The sequence below is a fragment of the Microbacterium esteraromaticum genome (assembly GCF_028747645.1).
GTDB classification, from domain to species: Bacteria; Actinomycetota; Actinomycetes; order Actinomycetales; family Microbacteriaceae; genus Microbacterium; species Microbacterium esteraromaticum_C.
Window position 1 is genome coordinate 679,263 of the sequence record NZ_CP118100.1, and the last position, 16,980, is coordinate 696,242.

Annotated in this window: 16 protein-coding genes; 13 read left to right on the forward strand and 3 right to left on the reverse strand. The window is 66.4% G+C overall.

Translation table 11 applies throughout. The annotated features are described in order from the left end of the window. The first annotated feature begins 70 nt into the window (after positions 1-70). Positions 71-955 (forward strand): tRNA pseudouridine(38-40) synthase TruA, encoded by an 885-nt coding sequence (truA, locus tag PTQ19_RS03075; RefSeq protein ID WP_274368404.1) that lies wholly within the window; start codon positions 71-73, stop codon positions 953-955. Further along, a complete protein-coding gene (locus PTQ19_RS03080) occupies positions 952-1,620 on the forward strand; it encodes an endonuclease/exonuclease/phosphatase family protein (protein ID WP_206550444.1) in 669 nt (222 codons plus the stop codon). Before truA ends, PTQ19_RS03080 begins: the two co-directional genes overlap by 4 nt. Here PTQ19_RS03080 and PTQ19_RS03085 read toward each other — a convergent pair. Beyond that, positions 1,601-1,909 (reverse strand): hypothetical protein, encoded by a 309-nt coding sequence (locus PTQ19_RS03085; protein ID WP_274368405.1) that lies wholly within the window; start codon positions 1,907-1,909, stop codon positions 1,601-1,603. The two genes, PTQ19_RS03080 and PTQ19_RS03085, sit on opposite strands and share 20 nt — an antisense overlap. Next, entirely contained in the window at positions 1,906-2,766 is an 861-nt protein-coding gene (locus tag PTQ19_RS03090) for a nucleotidyltransferase family protein (RefSeq protein ID WP_274368406.1), read from the reverse strand. The genes PTQ19_RS03085 and PTQ19_RS03090 overlap by 4 nt, the downstream gene beginning before the upstream one ends. 46 nt (positions 2,767-2,812) lie before the next feature. Here PTQ19_RS03090 and PTQ19_RS03095 point away from each other — a divergent pair, with 46 nt between their 5' ends. The 3 genes from PTQ19_RS03095 to PTQ19_RS03105 are packed head-to-tail and all read left to right on the forward strand — an operon-like array spanning position 2,813 to position 6,227. Further along, a complete protein-coding gene (locus tag PTQ19_RS03095) occupies positions 2,813-4,021 on the forward strand; it encodes a hypothetical protein (RefSeq protein WP_274368407.1) in 1,209 nt (402 codons plus the stop codon). A 60-nt stretch (positions 4,022-4,081) separates the two neighbouring features. Next, a complete protein-coding gene (locus tag PTQ19_RS03100) occupies positions 4,082-5,167 on the forward strand; it encodes a glycosyltransferase family 4 protein (RefSeq protein ID WP_274368408.1) in 1,086 nt (361 codons plus the stop codon). Beyond that, positions 5,154-6,227, forward strand: a complete 1,074-nt coding sequence (locus PTQ19_RS03105; protein ID WP_274368409.1) for an acyltransferase family protein — start codon at positions 5,154-5,156, stop codon at positions 6,225-6,227. Before PTQ19_RS03100 ends, PTQ19_RS03105 begins: the two co-directional genes overlap by 14 nt. On the opposite strand, the gene PTQ19_RS03110 is transcribed toward PTQ19_RS03105, so the two are convergent. Then, complete coding sequence (locus PTQ19_RS03110) at positions 6,214-7,389, reverse strand: hypothetical protein (protein ID WP_274368410.1); 1,176 nt, start codon at positions 7,387-7,389, stop codon at positions 6,214-6,216. The two genes, PTQ19_RS03105 and PTQ19_RS03110, sit on opposite strands and share 14 nt — an antisense overlap. A gap of 137 nt (positions 7,390-7,526) precedes the next feature. Between PTQ19_RS03110 and PTQ19_RS03115 the strand changes: the two genes are divergently transcribed. From PTQ19_RS03115 to PTQ19_RS03150, 8 genes are read left to right on the forward strand one after another with little or no spacing between them, the layout of a single operon-like run. Beyond that, complete coding sequence (locus tag PTQ19_RS03115; protein ID WP_274368411.1) at positions 7,527-8,981, forward strand: polysaccharide biosynthesis tyrosine autokinase; 1,455 nt, start codon at positions 7,527-7,529, stop codon at positions 8,979-8,981. Further along, the gene (locus tag PTQ19_RS03120; RefSeq protein ID WP_274368412.1) at positions 8,978-9,916 is read left to right on the forward strand and encodes a glycosyltransferase family 2 protein; all 939 of its coding nucleotides are present in this window, start codon (positions 8,978-8,980) and stop codon (positions 9,914-9,916) included. The genes PTQ19_RS03115 and PTQ19_RS03120 overlap by 4 nt, the downstream gene beginning before the upstream one ends. Further along, positions 9,913-10,890, forward strand: coding sequence for a CgeB family protein (locus PTQ19_RS03125; protein WP_274368413.1), 978 nt, complete (start codon positions 9,913-9,915; stop codon positions 10,888-10,890). Before PTQ19_RS03120 ends, PTQ19_RS03125 begins: the two co-directional genes overlap by 4 nt. Then, positions 10,881-11,906: a hypothetical protein gene (locus PTQ19_RS03130; protein ID WP_274368414.1), complete on the forward strand. Its 1,026-nt coding sequence runs from the start codon at positions 10,881-10,883 to the stop codon at positions 11,904-11,906. Before PTQ19_RS03125 ends, PTQ19_RS03130 begins: the two co-directional genes overlap by 10 nt. Then, positions 11,906-12,637 (forward strand): cytidylyltransferase domain-containing protein, encoded by a 732-nt coding sequence (locus PTQ19_RS03135; protein ID WP_274368415.1) that lies wholly within the window; start codon positions 11,906-11,908, stop codon positions 12,635-12,637. Before PTQ19_RS03130 ends, PTQ19_RS03135 begins: the two co-directional genes overlap by 1 nt. Continuing rightward, complete coding sequence (locus tag PTQ19_RS03140) at positions 12,634-14,880, forward strand: N-acetylneuraminate synthase family protein (protein WP_274368416.1); 2,247 nt, start codon at positions 12,634-12,636, stop codon at positions 14,878-14,880. The genes PTQ19_RS03135 and PTQ19_RS03140 overlap by 4 nt, the downstream gene beginning before the upstream one ends. Next, positions 14,877-15,815, forward strand: coding sequence for a glycosyltransferase family 2 protein (locus PTQ19_RS03145; protein WP_274368417.1), 939 nt, complete (start codon positions 14,877-14,879; stop codon positions 15,813-15,815). Before PTQ19_RS03140 ends, PTQ19_RS03145 begins: the two co-directional genes overlap by 4 nt. Further along, entirely contained in the window at positions 15,808-16,875 is a 1,068-nt protein-coding gene (locus tag PTQ19_RS03150; protein WP_274368418.1) for a glycosyltransferase family 4 protein, read from the forward strand. The genes PTQ19_RS03145 and PTQ19_RS03150 overlap by 8 nt, the downstream gene beginning before the upstream one ends. The last annotated feature ends 105 nt before the right edge of the window (positions 16,876-16,980 follow it).

The following is a 16,980-nucleotide window of genomic DNA, read 5'->3' on the forward strand; positions in this document are numbered from 1 at the left end:
AATCCGCGTCGGGGATCTCGTGCGTGCGCGGGAGCCCGCGGTCTAGATGCGCCCCCATTAGGCTGGTTCGGTGCGCATCCGCCTCGACATCGCCTATGACGGCACCCACTTCCGCGGCTGGGCGACCCAGCCCGGCATGCGCACGGTGCAGGGCACGCTGGAGGCGGCCCTGGCGCGCATCGTCGGTTCCGAGGCGCGGCTCGTGGTCGCCGGGCGGACGGATGCCGGAGTGCACGCCTCTGACCAAGTGGCACACGTGGACCTCGATGAGACGCAGTGGGCGCGCGTGCGCACGCGGCACGGGCAGGCGGCATCCGATCCTGCCGGGTCGCTGGCACGTCGCATCCGCGGTGTTCTCGGCAACTATCCCGACGTCACGGTGACGCGCACGAGCCTCGCGCCCGAAGGGTTCGACGCGCGCTTCTCGGCGGTCTGGCGGCGCTACCGCTACCGCCTCGCCGACAATCGGGTCGGATACGACCCGATGCGGCGCAACGACACGACGACGCTGCGTGCCGATCTCGACGAGAAGCGGATGGATGCTGCCGCTCAGACCCTCATCGGACTCCACGACTTCGCGGCGTACTGCAAACCGCGCGAGGAGGCCACGACGATCCGCACACTGCTGGACTACCGCTGGCACCGCGACGCGGAGGGCGTGCTGGTCGCCGAGGTGAAGGCCGACGCGTTCTGTCACAGCATGGTGCGCGCGCTGGTGGGTGCCTGCGCCGCCGTGGGAGCGGGGCGGCTCGAGGTCGCCGACGTCGCCCGCCTGCGCGACGAGCTCACCCGTACGAGCGCGTTCAAGGTGCTGCCGGCACGCGGGCTGACGCTGACAGAGGTCGGGTATCCGGCCGACGAACTGCTGGCATCTCGGGCCGAGCAGACTCGTGCGCGGCGTGACCGCGAGCATGACGACAACGCACCACGCGACGGCGGTACGTTTGACGCATGAGGGTCATCTCGTACAACCTGCGCAAGCACCGCGCGGCGCGTGAGCTCGCCGATCTGGTTAGCGCGCACGACCCCGACATCCTGTGCCTGCAGGAGTGCGACACGCAGGATCTTCCCGAGAGCATCGGCGGGCTCTCTCTGGTCGAGGCGACCAGCGGCAACCGGCTGGGGCTCGCGATGTACCTGCGCCGCAACACGTTCCGCGTCGAGTCGGTGCGCACGATCGGGCTGAAGAAGTCGCTGCACGACATGGTGCTCAAACCCGCGCACGAGCGGGTGCTGGGAGCGCGGCTGCTCGACATCGACACCGGCCGCGGCGTGATCGTGGCGTCCTTCCATGCCGCGCCGCTGACCGCGCTGAACTCGCTGCGGCGCAATCAGATCCGTGCGGCGCTCGGCGAACTGCAGGCGCTCGGCCCCGACCTGCCGGTGCTGATGGTGGGGGATTACAACTACCCGGTGTTCAAAGAGAACCTCGGGCAGACCGTGCGCGAACACGGATACATGCTCACTCTCAGCGACGACCACACGTACACGCGGTACCGGGTGTTCCGCGGGCACTACGACTTCGCGACCTCGGTGGGCTTCGACATCTCGAAGATCACGACGCTGCCGCAGGGCACCAGCGACCACCGGCCGATCCTGGTCACGGCTGAGACGGCGTAGGCGGGCTCTCGGCGACGACCAGCCGTTGGTCGGCCAGCTGTGTGAGGAAGCCGTCGAGCCCGTCTGCGCCGAATTCGGTGGTCACCTGCAGGGTGGTGATCTCGGCGCGGATCGCATCTGCAGTGCTGTAGCCCTCGGCGAGTAGGCTCCACACCAGCCAGGCGGTGCGTTCGAGAGCGAACAATGAGCTGTCGCTCAGGCGGGCGATCCAAACGATGGGGTCGTTGCGCCCGCCGTCGACGGAGTCGACCCATGCCACATCGGTCGCAATAACGTAGGCCGGGGTCATGCGGACTTCTCGCCGGTGCGCGTCAGTTGGCGCGTTACGGAGCGCGCGGCTTGGGCGAGACGTGACAGCTGTTCGCGCGCGATCTCGCTGCGGCTGGGTTCGTGGCCCAGACGCAGACGCAAGTGGGTGCGGTTCACCCGCATGGCCTGGCGCACGACGTGCCACTTCTCGGCTATGCCCGGCGCGCTGCGCAACCGTGCGGTCCACTCGTCGAGCCGGTCAGTCTCTGGCATCGACCAATACCACCACAGTGCGTGATCGACGGCGTTGCGATGGGCGTCGAGTTCGCCGATGCCCGCGGCGAAAGCCGTCTCGGTCTGCAACTCGACGGAGAGCGCACGCACTTCGGTGCGCAACTCGTCGGGGCACAGACGCCAGGCGGACGGCTGCTCGGCGCCGTGTGAACGGGCTGCGTGCAGTGTCTGCATCAGCACCTGTGCGGGCAGCGACAGTACCGTCACCGGCTGGTGGGCGATCTCTGCGACCGTGTGGTCGCGCCAGAGCCGTTCGAAGACGGCCTCCGGAGTGGCGAGTGGGCCGGGAATGAGGCGGTGAATGTCTGCGTAGGTCCACGACGGGTGGACGAAGTTGGCGGCGTGAGCGAAGGGAGAGCCGTCGGCGAAGTCGGTGAACAGTTCCCAGCCGTCGGCGAGCATGGCGTCGGTGAACCGTTCGAGGTGCGCGGGGCGCACGAGCACGTCGGCGTCGGACGAGTCGTGCGGTGCGGGCCGCAGTGTCTGCGAGGTCGCCGGCCCCTTCACATGCAGCAGATCTGCGCCGACGCGATCGGCGGTGCGCTGAAGCGCAGCATGTGTCAGATGGGTCAGCGCCCAGATGGGGATCTCAGACGCTGACATACCCCTACTCTAGAGGGTGTTGGGGACACGACGAGGGGGGTGCGGGGTGCGCGCGAGCATGTCGGATGGGCTGCTGCTGCGGTTGTTCGGTGAGTGCTGGCGGGTCGATCTCTCGGCATACGCCGACCCCCGTCCGTTGGTCTCGCGGCTCGGGCATCTGTGGGCTCGGGTACGGGTGAACGGGCACGATGCGAGTGGCGCCGCAGTGGTCGTCTTCCGACCCTCTGCCGACGCGCTGACCGGCCCCCGAGACCCCCACGTACGCACGGCGTATGTGACCGAACGCACCGACGGAGCCTTTCCGTATGCATTCTCGAGAGCACTGACGCAGGCGGCTATTGAGCATCTGGCCGGATCGGGGCTGCTGCTGCATGCGGCCGCGTTGGCGTCGGGTGACGGTAGCCGTGCCGTGGTGATGGTCGCTTCGTCGGGCACGGGCAAGAGTACTGCTGCTCGAACGTTGGGAACGCGGTTCGGGTATCTGAGCGATGAGTTGGTGCGGGTTGATGCCTCGTATCGAGTCGAAGGGTTGACGAAGCCGCTCTCGATCATCGTGCCGGGTTTTCCGGGCGGTAAAGATGAGTGCTCGCCCGATGACGAGGGGCTTGCACCCACGCCGCTTTCTCCGCCTGTCTTGGCTGCGATCGTCTGCCTGCAGCGCGATCCTGGTGCCGACGCGGTCGAGCTGCAGCCGATCGGCGTGCATGAGCTGATCGCTGAGGTGCTGCCCCAGTCGTCGTCGATTTGGCGGGGGCTTCGCCCGTTGCATCATCTGGTCGGGGCGGCTACTGAGGGTGGCGGCCCGTTTCGACTGCGCTATGCCGAGATCGCCGAGGCCGAGCGGGTCGTCGACGATCTGCTGGCATCGCGGGGCGATTCGCGTGCCGAGGCGCGGTGGATCGGGCATCCGCCCGCCGATTCTGAGCGCTGGACCGGCGACGTCGCCGCGGCTGAGGGAGTGCCCCCGACGGGGGCGGCGGATGCTGTCGTGACCCGCATGCCGTGGACGGACGCCATCGAGTGCGACGGCGAGGTCTCGGTGCTGAACGGCCCGGAGTTCTCGCGTATCGCCGGTATTGCCGCGACGATGTGGTTGTGGTGCGCGCAGCCGCGCACGGTGGCGGAGTTGACGGCGGCGCTCATCGACGAGCATGGACCGCATCCGGATGCCGCTCAGCTTGTGCGTTCGGCGCTTGAGGCGCTGTCTGAGCGGCGTCTTGTGCGCGTGACGTCGCCGGCCGATCCACTAGGGTGAGATCGCCAGTGTGTCCGCACCTCTCTTGCGGACGATTCCCTTCGTCCCAAGGAGTAGAAGTTGCCTTCGCACGCCATCGATCACATCACGATCGCGACGAACAACGGGGCGATCGGCGGCGGAGAAGTGATGTTGCTACACATCGCCGAGGCCCTGCGCGAGCTGTCGATCGGTGTGACGGTGGTGGCGCCGGCACATCCGAGTGCGCTGGCAGATGCGTCGCACGACGCGGGGTTCGACACCGTGCGCCTGCACGTCAAGAGTCGCTGGTCGTGGATGTGGCAGCTGCGGCGGTGGGATGCTCGCCACCGCAAGGGGGTGCTGTGGTGCAACGGTCTGGTGCCGGCGACGGCGACGTGGGGGCATAGCGATCGCATCGTGCACCTGCACCAGCATCCTGACGGACTGCACCGGGTGCTCAGCGCGCTCTCTCGCATCGGTGCGCGAGAGACTCTGGTGCCGTCGGCGCACATGCTCACGTCGGTGCCGGGTGCGCGGGTGATGCCCAACTGGACGCAACGTATGCGACGACGTCAGCGTGTGGCTGCTGCCGATGCCCGTTTCTCGGTCGGCTTTCTGGGGCGCCTCGGGCCCGACAAGGGCGTGCACGTGCTTGCTGAGGCGATGGCGTTGCTCGAGCGTGAGCAGCCGGGGAGCTTTCGTCTGGTGCTAGCCGGCGAGCCGGTGTTCGTTGCGAAGCCGAAGTCTGCGCAGGTCGAGTCGGCGCTCGCCGAGGTAGAGACGCTGACCGACCGTGTGGGATGGGTAGCGCCGGCGGACTTCTTCGACACAATCGATCTGTTGGTGGTTCCGTCGTTGATCCCTGAATCGTTCGGCCTTGTTGCAGCGGAGGCGATGTCTGCGCATGTGCCGGTGGTTGTCAGCGACGCCGGTGCGCTGCCCGAGGTCGTCGGGGCCGATGCGGGCCTCGTCACGCCGCGCGGGGACGCGCAAGCGCTGGCTGCGCTGATCGCCCGCATCTCCTCGGGAGAGGAAGACACGAACGTCGAGGCGCAGCATGCGCGCTGGACGGAGCATTACTCCCCGGCCGCCGGGACGGGGCGCGTGCGCGAGGTTCTCACGAACCTTGCGGCGGCCGAGCGAGCTAGTCAGAAAAAGGGGAGCAAAGAGAATGCGGTTTCGTGAACTCGATGGTCTGAGGGGGATCGCGGCGCTTCTTGTGCTGTTGTCGCACTACACAGGGGCACACAACTCGTACTTCCCGAATGATCCTCAGCCGATGATTGACGTATGGTGGGGTGCCTTCGGCGTTCAGCTGTTCTTTCTCGTCAGTGGTTTCGTCATTCTGATGTCGGCCGAAGCTGCCCAGCGTCCCTCAGACTTCGTCATATCGCGGTTCTCACGGCTCTACCCCACCTACTGGATTGCGCTCGCGATCGGTGTGATCATTGGCGCCGCGTTCGCGGTACCCAACGTTCCGCTGGCCCCCGATGTGGTTGCTATGAACCTCACCATGGTGCAGCGCTGGTTCTTGGTGCCCAACGTCCTGGATGTGTTCTGGACGCTCGCGGTAGAGATGCAGTTCTACGTGCTGATCCTGCTGCTACTGGTGCTGACGCGCTGCAGACTGTCAGAGAAGCTGATGGTACGAGTGTCTCTGGCATGGCTCGTCGTATGTCTGCTCGTGGCGATTTGGGCGTTCCCCGCTTCCTATGGTCTTGATCCGCAGTTAGTCCCGACGCCCGTGAAGGTCGTGCTCAACATCACCCTCGCGGCGTACGGGCCACTGTTCTGCACGGGGATGCTCGCGTTCATCTCCCGCCGTGCGGGAAGAATGCACTTGCTGCTCATTCCCTCGGCCATCGTGGCGGTCGCTGTCTCGGGGCTGGTGGAGCACTGGCGAAATGCGGTCATTGTCGCAATCATCTGTGTTCTCTTCATCATCGTGTCGATGCGCAAGCAGACGCGCCTACTGCTGATTGCTCCGCTGCAGTGGACGGGGAAGATCAGCTACTCCCTGTACCTCGTGCACTCCATTGTCGGCTACGTGGTGATTCACCAGCTCTGGCCGTTCATCGGTCGCCCTGCCGCTGTGCTCGTTGCGACGGGAGTGGCGCTGCTCGTGGCGTGGATCATGTACAAGACAGCAGAGAGAAAACTGAGTCGTGGCATTCGTACGGCGCTTGTCCGTGCGCGAGACCGCCGCTCAGGCGGAGAGACTGTACCGCTGGCTAGCCGCGATTGATGCGGCTCATCGGAGAGTTGCTAGCGCCTTGGACGCTCGGCAGAAGGCGCGCGACGGCGATGCCGAGTGTGAGCAGCCCGATCGGGGAGAGGAACACCTCGCCCAGTCGGAACGCGCAGCAGAAGAGCGTGAGCGTCGCCGCCGTGATGGCGCGTGCCTCGGTGCTCTGAAAATTGATGGTCCGCTGAGCCGCTACCGCCAGCCCCGACAGCGCGAAGAGGGCGATCACGGTGACAGCCATGACGACTCCGCCTTCCACAATCAGCCCTTCGAAGGCGTTGTGAAAGAACCACGTACCGCTGTCGAGAGAGACAGTAGCCTCGCCAAGACCCAGCCCATACCACGGTGCTGAGGCCGCCTTTAGCCCAGAAGCGGCATCGATACGGCTACGGAAAGCGTCGGAGCCCTCACGGGTGCTGCTGTAGTCGCCGATCGTGGTCAGGTTGTTGTCTGCCCACACGAAAGCAAGGAAAGCTGCCGCCAGTGCGACCATCTGCAACGAGCGTCCCAGGAAGCGGCTGACCACGAGCCAAGCGAGAGACACGGCTATCGCCGCCATCGTCGTTCGTGAATCGGTTGCGACGACGCCGGCGATGCCCAACGCCACGACGGCGATCTGCGCAGCGCGTCGGTGCGCGACCAGAAGCAGCAGGAACATGGCCACGGCGATGACCAGACTCGCAGCGTTCTTGTCCTGCAAGTAGCCCGTGAGCACCCCGGAGTAGTCATCAGGAGCTACGCCCATATAGAACAACACAGCGTTGATCACGAGTGCCGCGCCAAGCCCCTTAATCGCGGAACCGATGTCGATCCGGCCGGTCGCGACGAACATCGCGAACGTGAAGAGAACGAGTAGGTTGAGTGCACGGCGGGTCGGATCGATGTCGTTGAGCCATGTCTCAAGCGTCAGAAAGCACAAGAGACCGATTAGCGCTGCCGGAACCCACCAGAGGCCCGCGAATGAACGGGTGGGGCGCCTGAACACACAGAAGCCCAGCAGCAGGATGATGCTCATCTGCGCCACGGGTAGTGGGACGCCGGGCAAAGCCGTGCGAACGACGATGAGCCCCACAAGCACGGCATCGATGATGCGGGCGGAATGCCCGGCGGGCACCAGCGGAAGTGCTGCAGGACGAGAAAGTGCCTCGCGGTGCACGCGCATTCCCACCCCAGTCATGACGACCATCATCGCAGACGGGGCGGCACGCGAAAGCCGCTAGGCTTGCCGTCGAGGGGATGGCGCGCTTGCAACTGGGGTGAGCGCCGTGTAGCACGCCCTCCTGACGTGAGGACAGAAACGTGACGGTGCTGGATTTCGCCACGCTGATGCGCCGGGGATGGCTGATGCTCGTGGCTGGCGTGCTTGTCGGTGTGCTGGGCGGTGTCGCCTACTTCATGCTGACTCCCAAGGTCTACACCGCCAGCGCGACCGGGTTCATCGCCTCGTCTGGTGACGCTCTCGTCAGCGGCGCGGATGAAGCGAGCGCGCGCGCGGCGTCGTACGTGTCGCTGATCAGCAGCGGCACGGTGCGCGACGCCATCGCGAGCGAACTCGGCGAAGAACCGGGATCGCTGCAGGGAAACCTGAGCGCTCGTGTGGTTCCCGGCAGCACGCTTATCGAGGTCACCGCGCAGTCGCAGTCGCCCGAGCAAGCGGTCAAGCTCGCCAGCGGCGCGCTCGACGGTCTTGTCGCCGTGATCGACGAGATCGAGTCGCAGGGCGGTCAAACGGCACGGATCACTGTCGTGCCGCTCGATGACGCGGTGCAGCCGTCGACTCCCTCAACGCCGCAGTTGCGCCCGGCGTTGCTCGTGGGGGCGCTCGCCGGTCTGGTCGGTGGCGTAGTGGTGCTGCTGGTGCGCCGCGTGCTCGACGTGCGTGTGCGCGTACACACCGACATGACCGATTTGATGGGCACGGGCGTGCTGGGGCGTGTGCCCAAGTTCAGCGCGAAGGGGCGCTCGAAGAACGGAGCCCAGGCATCGACGATTGCACAAGAGGCATACCGTCAAATCCGTACCGGGCTGCGTTTCTCGAGCGTGGACACCGAGGTGCGTGTGGTCGTCGTGACCAGCGCGAACCAGGGCGAGGGCAAGTCATCGACTGCGGCATCGCTCGCCAAGGTGACTGCCGAGTCGGGGCAGCGCACGATCATCATCGACGCCGACCTGCGGCGGCCCAAGGTGGCCCGCAACTTCGGCATCGACGGGTCGGTGGGCCTCAGCGGAGTGCTGAGCGGACAGGTCGACGCCGCCGCCGCGATCCGCGCGATGAAAGAGCCGAACCTCTTTGTGCTTCCTGCCGGCGCCATCCCGCCGAACCCCTCTGAGATGCTGGGGTCAGCGGCGCTGCGCACCCTGCTCGCCGAGCTGCGGCGCGAGTTCTTCGTAATCATCGACGCTCCGCCGGTACTGCCGGTCACCGATGCCTCGGTGGTGAGCACCATGGCCGACGGGGTCGTATTCGTCGTGCACACCGGCAGTACGCGCAAGGCGGCGGCGGCGGCGGCGCGGCAGCAGCTCGAACAGGTCGGTGCGCGACTGCTCGGCGTGGTGCTGAACTTTGTCTCTCTGAAAGAAGAGGGCTACGGCTACGGGTACGGCCAGTACCGTCAGAACCGCAGCTACTACCTGGCTGCGCAAGATGTCGAGAGCAAGGCGAAGGCCGCTCGACGTGCCAAGCGAGGTGAGGCAGCGGCCAAGCCCGCAGCCTCTGATGCGGCGCCCGCTCTGCGCAGAACCACGCGGGCATGATCACCGAACACTCCACTGGGCATGAGGCTGGCGCGATCACGGGGATATCCGTCGTGGTTCCGCACTACGGTGAACCCGCGCAGACACAAGAACTCGTGCGCCAGCTGCACGCCCAGGTCGATATCGGGGTTCCGTTGCAGATCATCGTCAGCGATGACCTCTCGCCGGTGCCGTTTCCGCCGATGCGCGGGGTCACCGTGGTGCGGCGCGAGAACAACGGCGGCTTTGGCGCCGCGGTCAACTCGGGCGTCGAGGCTGCCGAACATTCACATCTGCTGATTCTCAACAGCGACCTTCAGCTCGATACCGACTTCGTGTCGCGGCTCTGCACGGCCGCTCAGCCCTGGCAACCCGCTGTCTGCGCTCCGATGCTCGTCGGCCTCGACGGCGAGACGCAGTGGGGTGGGCGCCGCTTTCCCCGCAACAGGCACCACATCATCGAATGGCTCACGCCCCTGGCGCGGTTCCGCCCGCGGTTGCATGAGGCCGTCGGTCACGACACCCGTTGCGTCGAGGGGGTCACGCTGCCGGTGGATTGGCTGGTCGGTGCGGCCCTGCTGATTCCCACCGACGCGTTCCGATCGGTGGGCGGATTCGATGAGGCCTACTTCATGAATGTCGAAGAGGTCGACCTGCAGCGACAGCTGCGCGCGCGGGGGATCCCATCGGTGTTTCTCGGTGACGTGCAGGTGCGTCATGAGGGCGGGGGATCTTCAGATTCGGCTCGTCGCGTGCGCTGGGTGGTACAGGCCAGGTTGCGCTATGCACGCAAGTGGAACGAGAACCCTCGTGCGCTGCGGTTGGGGCTGCGCACCGCGAGTGCGGTGAACCTGGTGTTCAACAGTGCACGCCGTCTGCGCGGTCGCGATGTTCAGCCCCTCGCCATCTGGCACCGCGAGCTGAGCGCGATCCGGCCGACGGAGCCGGCGTCATGAGAGTGCTGCTGGTCAGCCCGGTCTTTCACGGGTACTGGAGTGCGTTTGATGCGGCATTGGCCGCGAAGGGGCATGAGGTCACCACGCACTGCTACGACGCGGGTGGTATCGCCAACGCGATGGCTCATCGACTTCCGGGGTCGTCGCTCGACCGCCGTGTGCGCACCCAGGCCACACGTCGCGCGATCGCCGCGCTCGGCGCCGCACGCCCCGACGCCGTCATCGTGGTCAAGGGCGACGCGCTCGGCGACGAGTGGTGGGATGCCCTCGGCAGCACGCGCGTGCGCACGGCCCTCTGGCTCTATGACGAGTTGGAACGCATGGACTACGACGACGCGACCCTCGGTCACGTCGAGCGTGTCTTCAGTTACAGCCCTGCCGACGTTGCCGCTCTGCGCACGCGGGGCATCCGCGCGGCCGTGCTACCCGACGGTTTCGACTCGCTGACGGCGTTCTCTGTGCGTCCCGACGACGCCGTGAGCTTCGTTGGAGCTCGTTACCCCGAGCGTGAGCGGTTGCTGCGCGCGCTGGCGGCAGGTGGCGAACGTGTGGTGGCGTACGGGCGGGAGTGGTCGCGTCATCCGTGGGACGTACTGCGCACCCGGCGGTGGCGCAGCGCGGGCATCCGCACCCATCGCGACATCGACCGCGCGACGTACTTCGGCACCATGGCCGGTAGCGTGGCCACACTGAACATTCACGGCGACGGGCACGACGGCTTCTCGATGCGCACGTTCGAGGCGCCCGGCGTCGGTGCTCTGCAGCTGATCGACCGTGCCGATGTTGCGCAGCACTACGAGGTCGGAACCGAGACGCTGGTGTTCAGCACCGACGATGAACTGCACGAGCACGTGCAGCGCGCGCGGCGCGAGCCGCAGTGGGCCCGGCAGGTTCGCGAGGCTGGCCGGCGGCGTACACTCGCCGAGCACACCCTGGTTCACCGGATGGGTGAGGTGATGGCGTCGTGGGAGTGATCTTTGCCGAAGACCTCGAGGCATGGCGGCGGTGGCAACGGGGCCGGCACGCGCTGCGTCGCCTGCGCAGCCTGGCCCGCCCGGCTGAGCCGCTCACCATGGTGCTGCACCAGCGCGGCGACGAACCGCGGGCGCTGTTCGCTCTCGATGCGACCACGCCGACCGCGCTCGCTTCGGTGCTGGAACCGCTGGCGCACCTCGGCGACCTTCCCGTCGCGATCGTCGCGCCCGGCGACCTGTCGGCCCGACTGCCCGGCGGCTGGACGACAGAGCGCATCCCCGCGACCGAGGTGCCGCCGGCACTGCGCGGGGTGGCCGCCGTGGTCTCAGCCGGGCACTTTCTGCCCGTCGGGCAGGCGACGCACCACTGGGCACGCGCCCTCGGCGCACGTTACGTGGTCGTGCAGCACGGCCTGCTCACTCCGTTCGCGCCGCCCCTCGCTCCGAATGCGCATCTGCTCGCGTTCTCTGCCGCGGATGCTGAGTTCTGGCGCGCGGGCCGTTCGGACGTCACGTCAGAGCGCATCGGTAGCCAGCTTCTGTGGCAGGCCGCCCAGAACCCGCATCCGCACGGTGACGTGGCTGCGGCACCGACCTTCCTGGGGCAGCTGCACGGTGCCGAACTGGCCCGGCGCATCAGCGCGGCGACCGCGACGTCGTTCTGCCGGGAGCAGGGAGCCATCTACCGTCCGCACCCCGCAGAAACCGACCGGCTCTCCCGCTGGCAGCACGCCCGGTGGCAGCGCCGGGGCATCCGCTTCGCCGCCCCAGGATCGCTGTCGTCGTCGGACGGCCCCGTCGTGTCGATCTTCTCCACCGGTGTGCTCGAAGCTGCAGCCGCGGGCCGCGACGCATGGGTGACGTGTGTGCGGCCGCCCGCGTGGGTGCGCGAGTTCTGGCAGCGGTACGAACTCGCCGAGTGGGGCGGACGCCCCACCGCGCGGCCGCGGCAACCGGCGCGCGAACCGGCCGCGGCGATAGCCGACACACTGAGCGAGATCGTGGGAGGGCGTTGATGAGCATTCTGTGTGTGATTCCGGTGCGCGGTGGCTCGAAGGGCATCCCGGGCAAGAACGCGCGCTCGGTGGCGGGTAAGCCCTTGGTGGCGTGGACGATCGAGCAAGCACTTGCGGCCAAGGCCGGGCTTGATGTGGTGGTGTCGACCGACGACGAGCAGCTGGCCGATATCGCCAGGTCAGCCGGAGCCGATGTGCCGTTTCTGCGTCCCGCCGAGCTGGCTCAAGACACGACGGCGACCGAGCCAGTGGTGCTGCACGCCATCGCGCAACGGGTCGCCGCGGGGCGCCGACCCGACGCAGTGATGCTTCTGCAGGCGACATCGCCGATCAGGCTCGACGGAACGCTTGACCGTGCGGTGCGCGAGTTCGAGCAGACCGGTGTCGACAGCCTGGTGGGCGTTGTGCAGCAGACACCGTTTCTCTGGCACATGCCGGTGGGCTCTGAGGGTGCGCGGCCCGAGTACGTGCCCGCGGCGCGACCGCGGCGGCAGGATCTTGGGCCGAACGACTACTTCTACCGCGAGACGGGGTCGCTGTACTTGACCCGCACCGCGGTGTACGAACAGCACAGCAACCGCATCGGCGGGCGCGTCGGGCTGTTCGTGATGGCTGAAGAAGAGGGTGTCGACATCGATACCCTGGTAGATCTGAGTATCGCCGAGCAGCTCTTGCGAGACCTGCACCGGCGAGGCTCTGGGGCAAGTGAAACTCTTGGGGGAGAACAATGATCATTGAGCGTGCGCTCGCACCGTACATCGTCTTCGGTGAAGACCCTGTGCTGGTGGGCCTCGGCAAGATCAACGCGAACAAACAGCGGATCGTGTTCTGCGTCGATGCGCATGGCATTCTGCAGGGTTCGCTGTCTGACGGCGACTTTCGTCGCTGGTTGATCGCCAATCCGACGGCGTCGCTCGACGTCTCATGTGCCACCGTCGCCAACCGCGACGTGCACACGGTGTCGCACACCGCGACGGTCGCCGAGATCGCGCCGTTGCTGGGTCGCGAGGGCGTGCACCACGTGCCGATGGTCGATGACCGCGGCCATCTGCGCGCCATCGCCATCGACGAGACCGACACGCTGCGCATCGGCGACCGCGAGATCGGCGCAGGCCACCCTGCGTTCGTCATCGCCGAGGTCGGTAACAACCACAACGGATCTGTCGACCTCGCCAAGCGGCTGGTCGATCTGGCCGTCGAGGCGAACGCCGACGCGGTGAAGTTCCAGCTGCGCGACATGGACGCGTTGTATCGCCAAAGCGGTGCCGAGACCGGGGGAGAAGACCTCGGTGTGCAGTACACACTCGACCTGCTCAAGCGCTTCTCCCTGCCGGCCGAGTCGCTGTTCGAGGTGTTCGACCACGCCCGCGATGTGGGCATTGACGTCATGTGCACCCCGTGGGATGGCCCGAGCGTTCAGGCCCTCGCCGACTACGGCGTGCCCGCGCTGAAGATCGCCTCTGCAGACCTGACCAATCACGAGCTGATCCTCGACGCGGCGGGCCGGGGACTGCCGCTCGTGCTGAGCACCGGCATGTCGCGCGAGACCGAGATTCTCGAGACCGTCGCATTGCTGCGTGGGCAGGGTGCCCCGTTCTCGTTGCTGCACTGCCAGTCGACCTACCCCGCGCCGTACAAGGACCTCAACCTGGCCTACCTCGACCGTCTCGCCGAGATCGGCCAGTGTGTGGTCGGGTACTCGGGTCACGAGCGCGGCTGGCACGTTCCGGTCGCTGCGGTGGCGCGAGGGGCCCACATCATCGAGAAGCACTTCACCGTTGACCGCGGTATGGAAGGCAACGACCACACCGTGTCGTTGCTGCCCGATGAGTTCGGAATCATGGTCGAGCAGATCCGCGACATCGAGCTGTCGATGGGTACGGGGGCAGCACGCACGGTCTCGACCGGCGAGCAGATGAACCGCGTGACTCTCGCCAAGTCTCTGGTTGCCGCACGCGCGCTACCGACCGGAACGGTGCTTGAGGCAGCAGATGTCGTTGTCAAGAGCCCCGGCCGCGGCCTACAGCCCAACGCGCTTCCCGAGTTGCTCGGCCGCACCCTGTCGCGCGACATGGTCTCGGGCGACTTCTTCTTCGACGGCGACCTGCGTGACGCCGCGCCGACGGGACGACCATTCGCGTTCCGCCGGCCGTGGGGCCTGCCCGTGCGATACCACGACCAGGCAGATCTCATGCAGCAGTCCAACCCCGACTTTCTCGAGTTCCACTTCTCGTACAAAGACCTCGACGTCGATATGGACGCGTTCTTCACTGAGAAGCTGCCGATCGGGTTCACGACGCACCTGCCCGACCTGTTCGCGGGAGACTTTCTTGTTGACCTTGCCTCGGACGATCCCGAGGTTTGGGAACGGTCGATTCGCGAGGTGCAGCGCACGATCGACATCACCCGTGACTTGCGGCGCTGGTTCACCGTGGACGACGACCCGATCATGGTTGTGACGATGGGCGGTTTCACGAAGGACAAGCACATCGCCCCGGCTGAGCGCGGGGCGAAGTACGCGCGGATTGCCGATGCGCTCACGCGCCTGGATGCCGACGGCGTTCGGATCGCGGCGCAGACGCTTCCGCCGTACCCGTGGCTGATGGGTGGGCAGCAGTTCCACAACCTGTTCGTCGACCCCCGCGACACCGCCGCATTTGCTGCGGAGACAGGTACGGCGCTGTGCTTCGATGCTTCACACACGAAGCTGGCGACCAACTGGTTGGGGATGGCCTTCTCAGAAGCCGTCTCGTTGCTCGCACCGCACACGATCCACCTGCACCTGGTCGACGCGACCGGCGTCGACGGCGAGGGCGTGCAGGTGGGCGAGGGCGACATTGACTGGCCCGCCTACGCGGCGCAGCTCGATGAGCTGTCGCCCGGAGTGCCGTTTATCCCCGAGATCTGGCAGGGGCACATCAACCACGGTGAGGGCTTCTGGACAGCCCTCGACCGCCTGGAGAACTGGCTGTGACGACACCGGTAGCCAGCCTGGTGATCCCCTCTCGTGGAGGCGCCGAGCGACTGCCGCACCTGTTCGACGCGTTGCGCGTACAGACCATGCACGACTGGGAGGCGATCGTCGTCATCGACGGCGATACCGACGGGTCTGCAAAGGTCGTGGCTGCGGTGAGCAACGAGTTGCCGGTGCGTGCCGTCGTTTTCGAGCAGAACCGTGGTCGGTCGGCAGCGTTGAACGCCGGCTTCGCCGCAGCCAATGGCGATGTGCTGATTCGTTGCGATGATGATCTACGACCGCGACCCGACTACGTAGCCGGTCACGTCGCGCGGCATGCCGCTTCGCGTTGCGGGGTGGTGGGGCTGGTGCAGAATGTGTTTCCGCAGACGCCCTATGCGCGAGCTTATGGGCAGGTGCGCGACGAGCGTTTTCGCGTCGAGGCCTACGGCCTACCTGCGGATCGGCGTTGGCGTCAGTGGTGCGGCAACGTCTCGGTGACACGCGAGACCTACGAGCTCGTGGGGGGCTACGACACCGACTATCGCGCGTACGGGTGGGAAGACGTCGATTGGGGGTACCGTCTGAGCTGCACCGGGGCAGAGGTCGTGTTTGCCCCTGAGTTGGAGACCCCGCACCATATCGCGGCGGTCACCACTGAGATACGCGTGGGGCGTGCTTTCCACTCGGGCGCGGCCCGGCGCACATTCGTTTCGAAACACGGCGATGCGATGTTCGGTGCGCGGAAACCCGCAGCCGGAGTCTGGGACAGATTGGTTCAGCGCACGGCACAGCGCAGCACACTCAGTGGGTTGCTTCAGCGGGCGCGCCGGCTCGATGCGGCGCTCGATCGGATGCCGCGGTGGTTCGCCGAGAAGCGCGTGGCGATGCTGGTCGAATCCGCGGCGCTCGCGGGCGAACTGCACCCGGAGCAGGTGAGCAACGATGTCTGAGATTGACCGACTTGGCCACGCCCTGTGGGTTGTTCCCGTTGGGGAGATCGGGGGCGTCGCGCGGCATGTGCTCGATGCGACCCGTGTGGGAGTTCCTGGCTGGCGCCTGACGGTGCTGTGTCCAGAAGGCGCTCTTGCAGAGCGACTGCGCGCGCAGGGTAGCGACGTTGTTGTGGGCGACTTCGGGCCGCAGGCGGGGGCTTGGGCATCGCGGCGCACGCTTGCTTCGGTAGCGCGCGATCTGCAGCCCGATATCGTGCACTCGCATCTCGCCTATGCAGACATTGTGAACGCCTGGACGCGGCTGCCGAGAGGAACCCGGCGGTACACCACCGAGCATGGCATCGCAGGCGACGATGGCGTCTACCACGCCTCTGGGATGCATGCACGCGCGATGGCGCTAATCCATCGAGCGCGGTTTCCGCGATTCGATGGTGTAATCGCCGTGTCGCGCGCGACCCGCGACACGATGTTGTTGAAGTGGCGTGTGCGTCGGCCGATCTTCGTGATTCTGAACGGCGTTGATCCAGTGCATGGAGCACAGCTGCGGAGACCAACGTCACGCACGGGAACGAGGGTGCTGTCGCTGTCGCGGCTCGCCTCAGAGAAGCGCATTGACAAGCTGATCGAGGCGTTCGCATTGGTGCTGGATGACCAGCCCGACGCCACGTTGGTTGTTGCTGGTGAGGGGCCCTTAAGAGCAGACCTCGAGCATCTAGCCTCACAGCTCGGTGTGGGGGACCGTGTTCACTTCCCAGGTTTCGTAGACCCCGAGGATGCGATGCAGGCCGCAGACGTCCTTGTACAGCTCTCGATCTGGGAGAACTGTTCCTACACCCTTCTGGACGCCAAGGCGCGAGCTTTGCGGGTGGTCGCGTCGCATGTTGGAGGGAACGCTGAGATTCTCGACCCCACCGAGCTAGTCCGAGATATCACAGTGCGCTCTGTAGCGAAGGCGATCAGATACGCGAAGAAGGTAGAGCCATCGGGGCACCCGACGACGAATCAGATGTGCGCTGCGATAGCGCGGAGTTATGGAGCGGGAGCGGGAAATGCGTAGGTCTTCTTCGGCGGCGCTAGGTCAACAGCTACGCACCTTCACGCGGCTGGCTGGTGGGCGCACAGCACGCTGGTTACCAGGAGCCGTCGTGGGCTCAGTGGGACT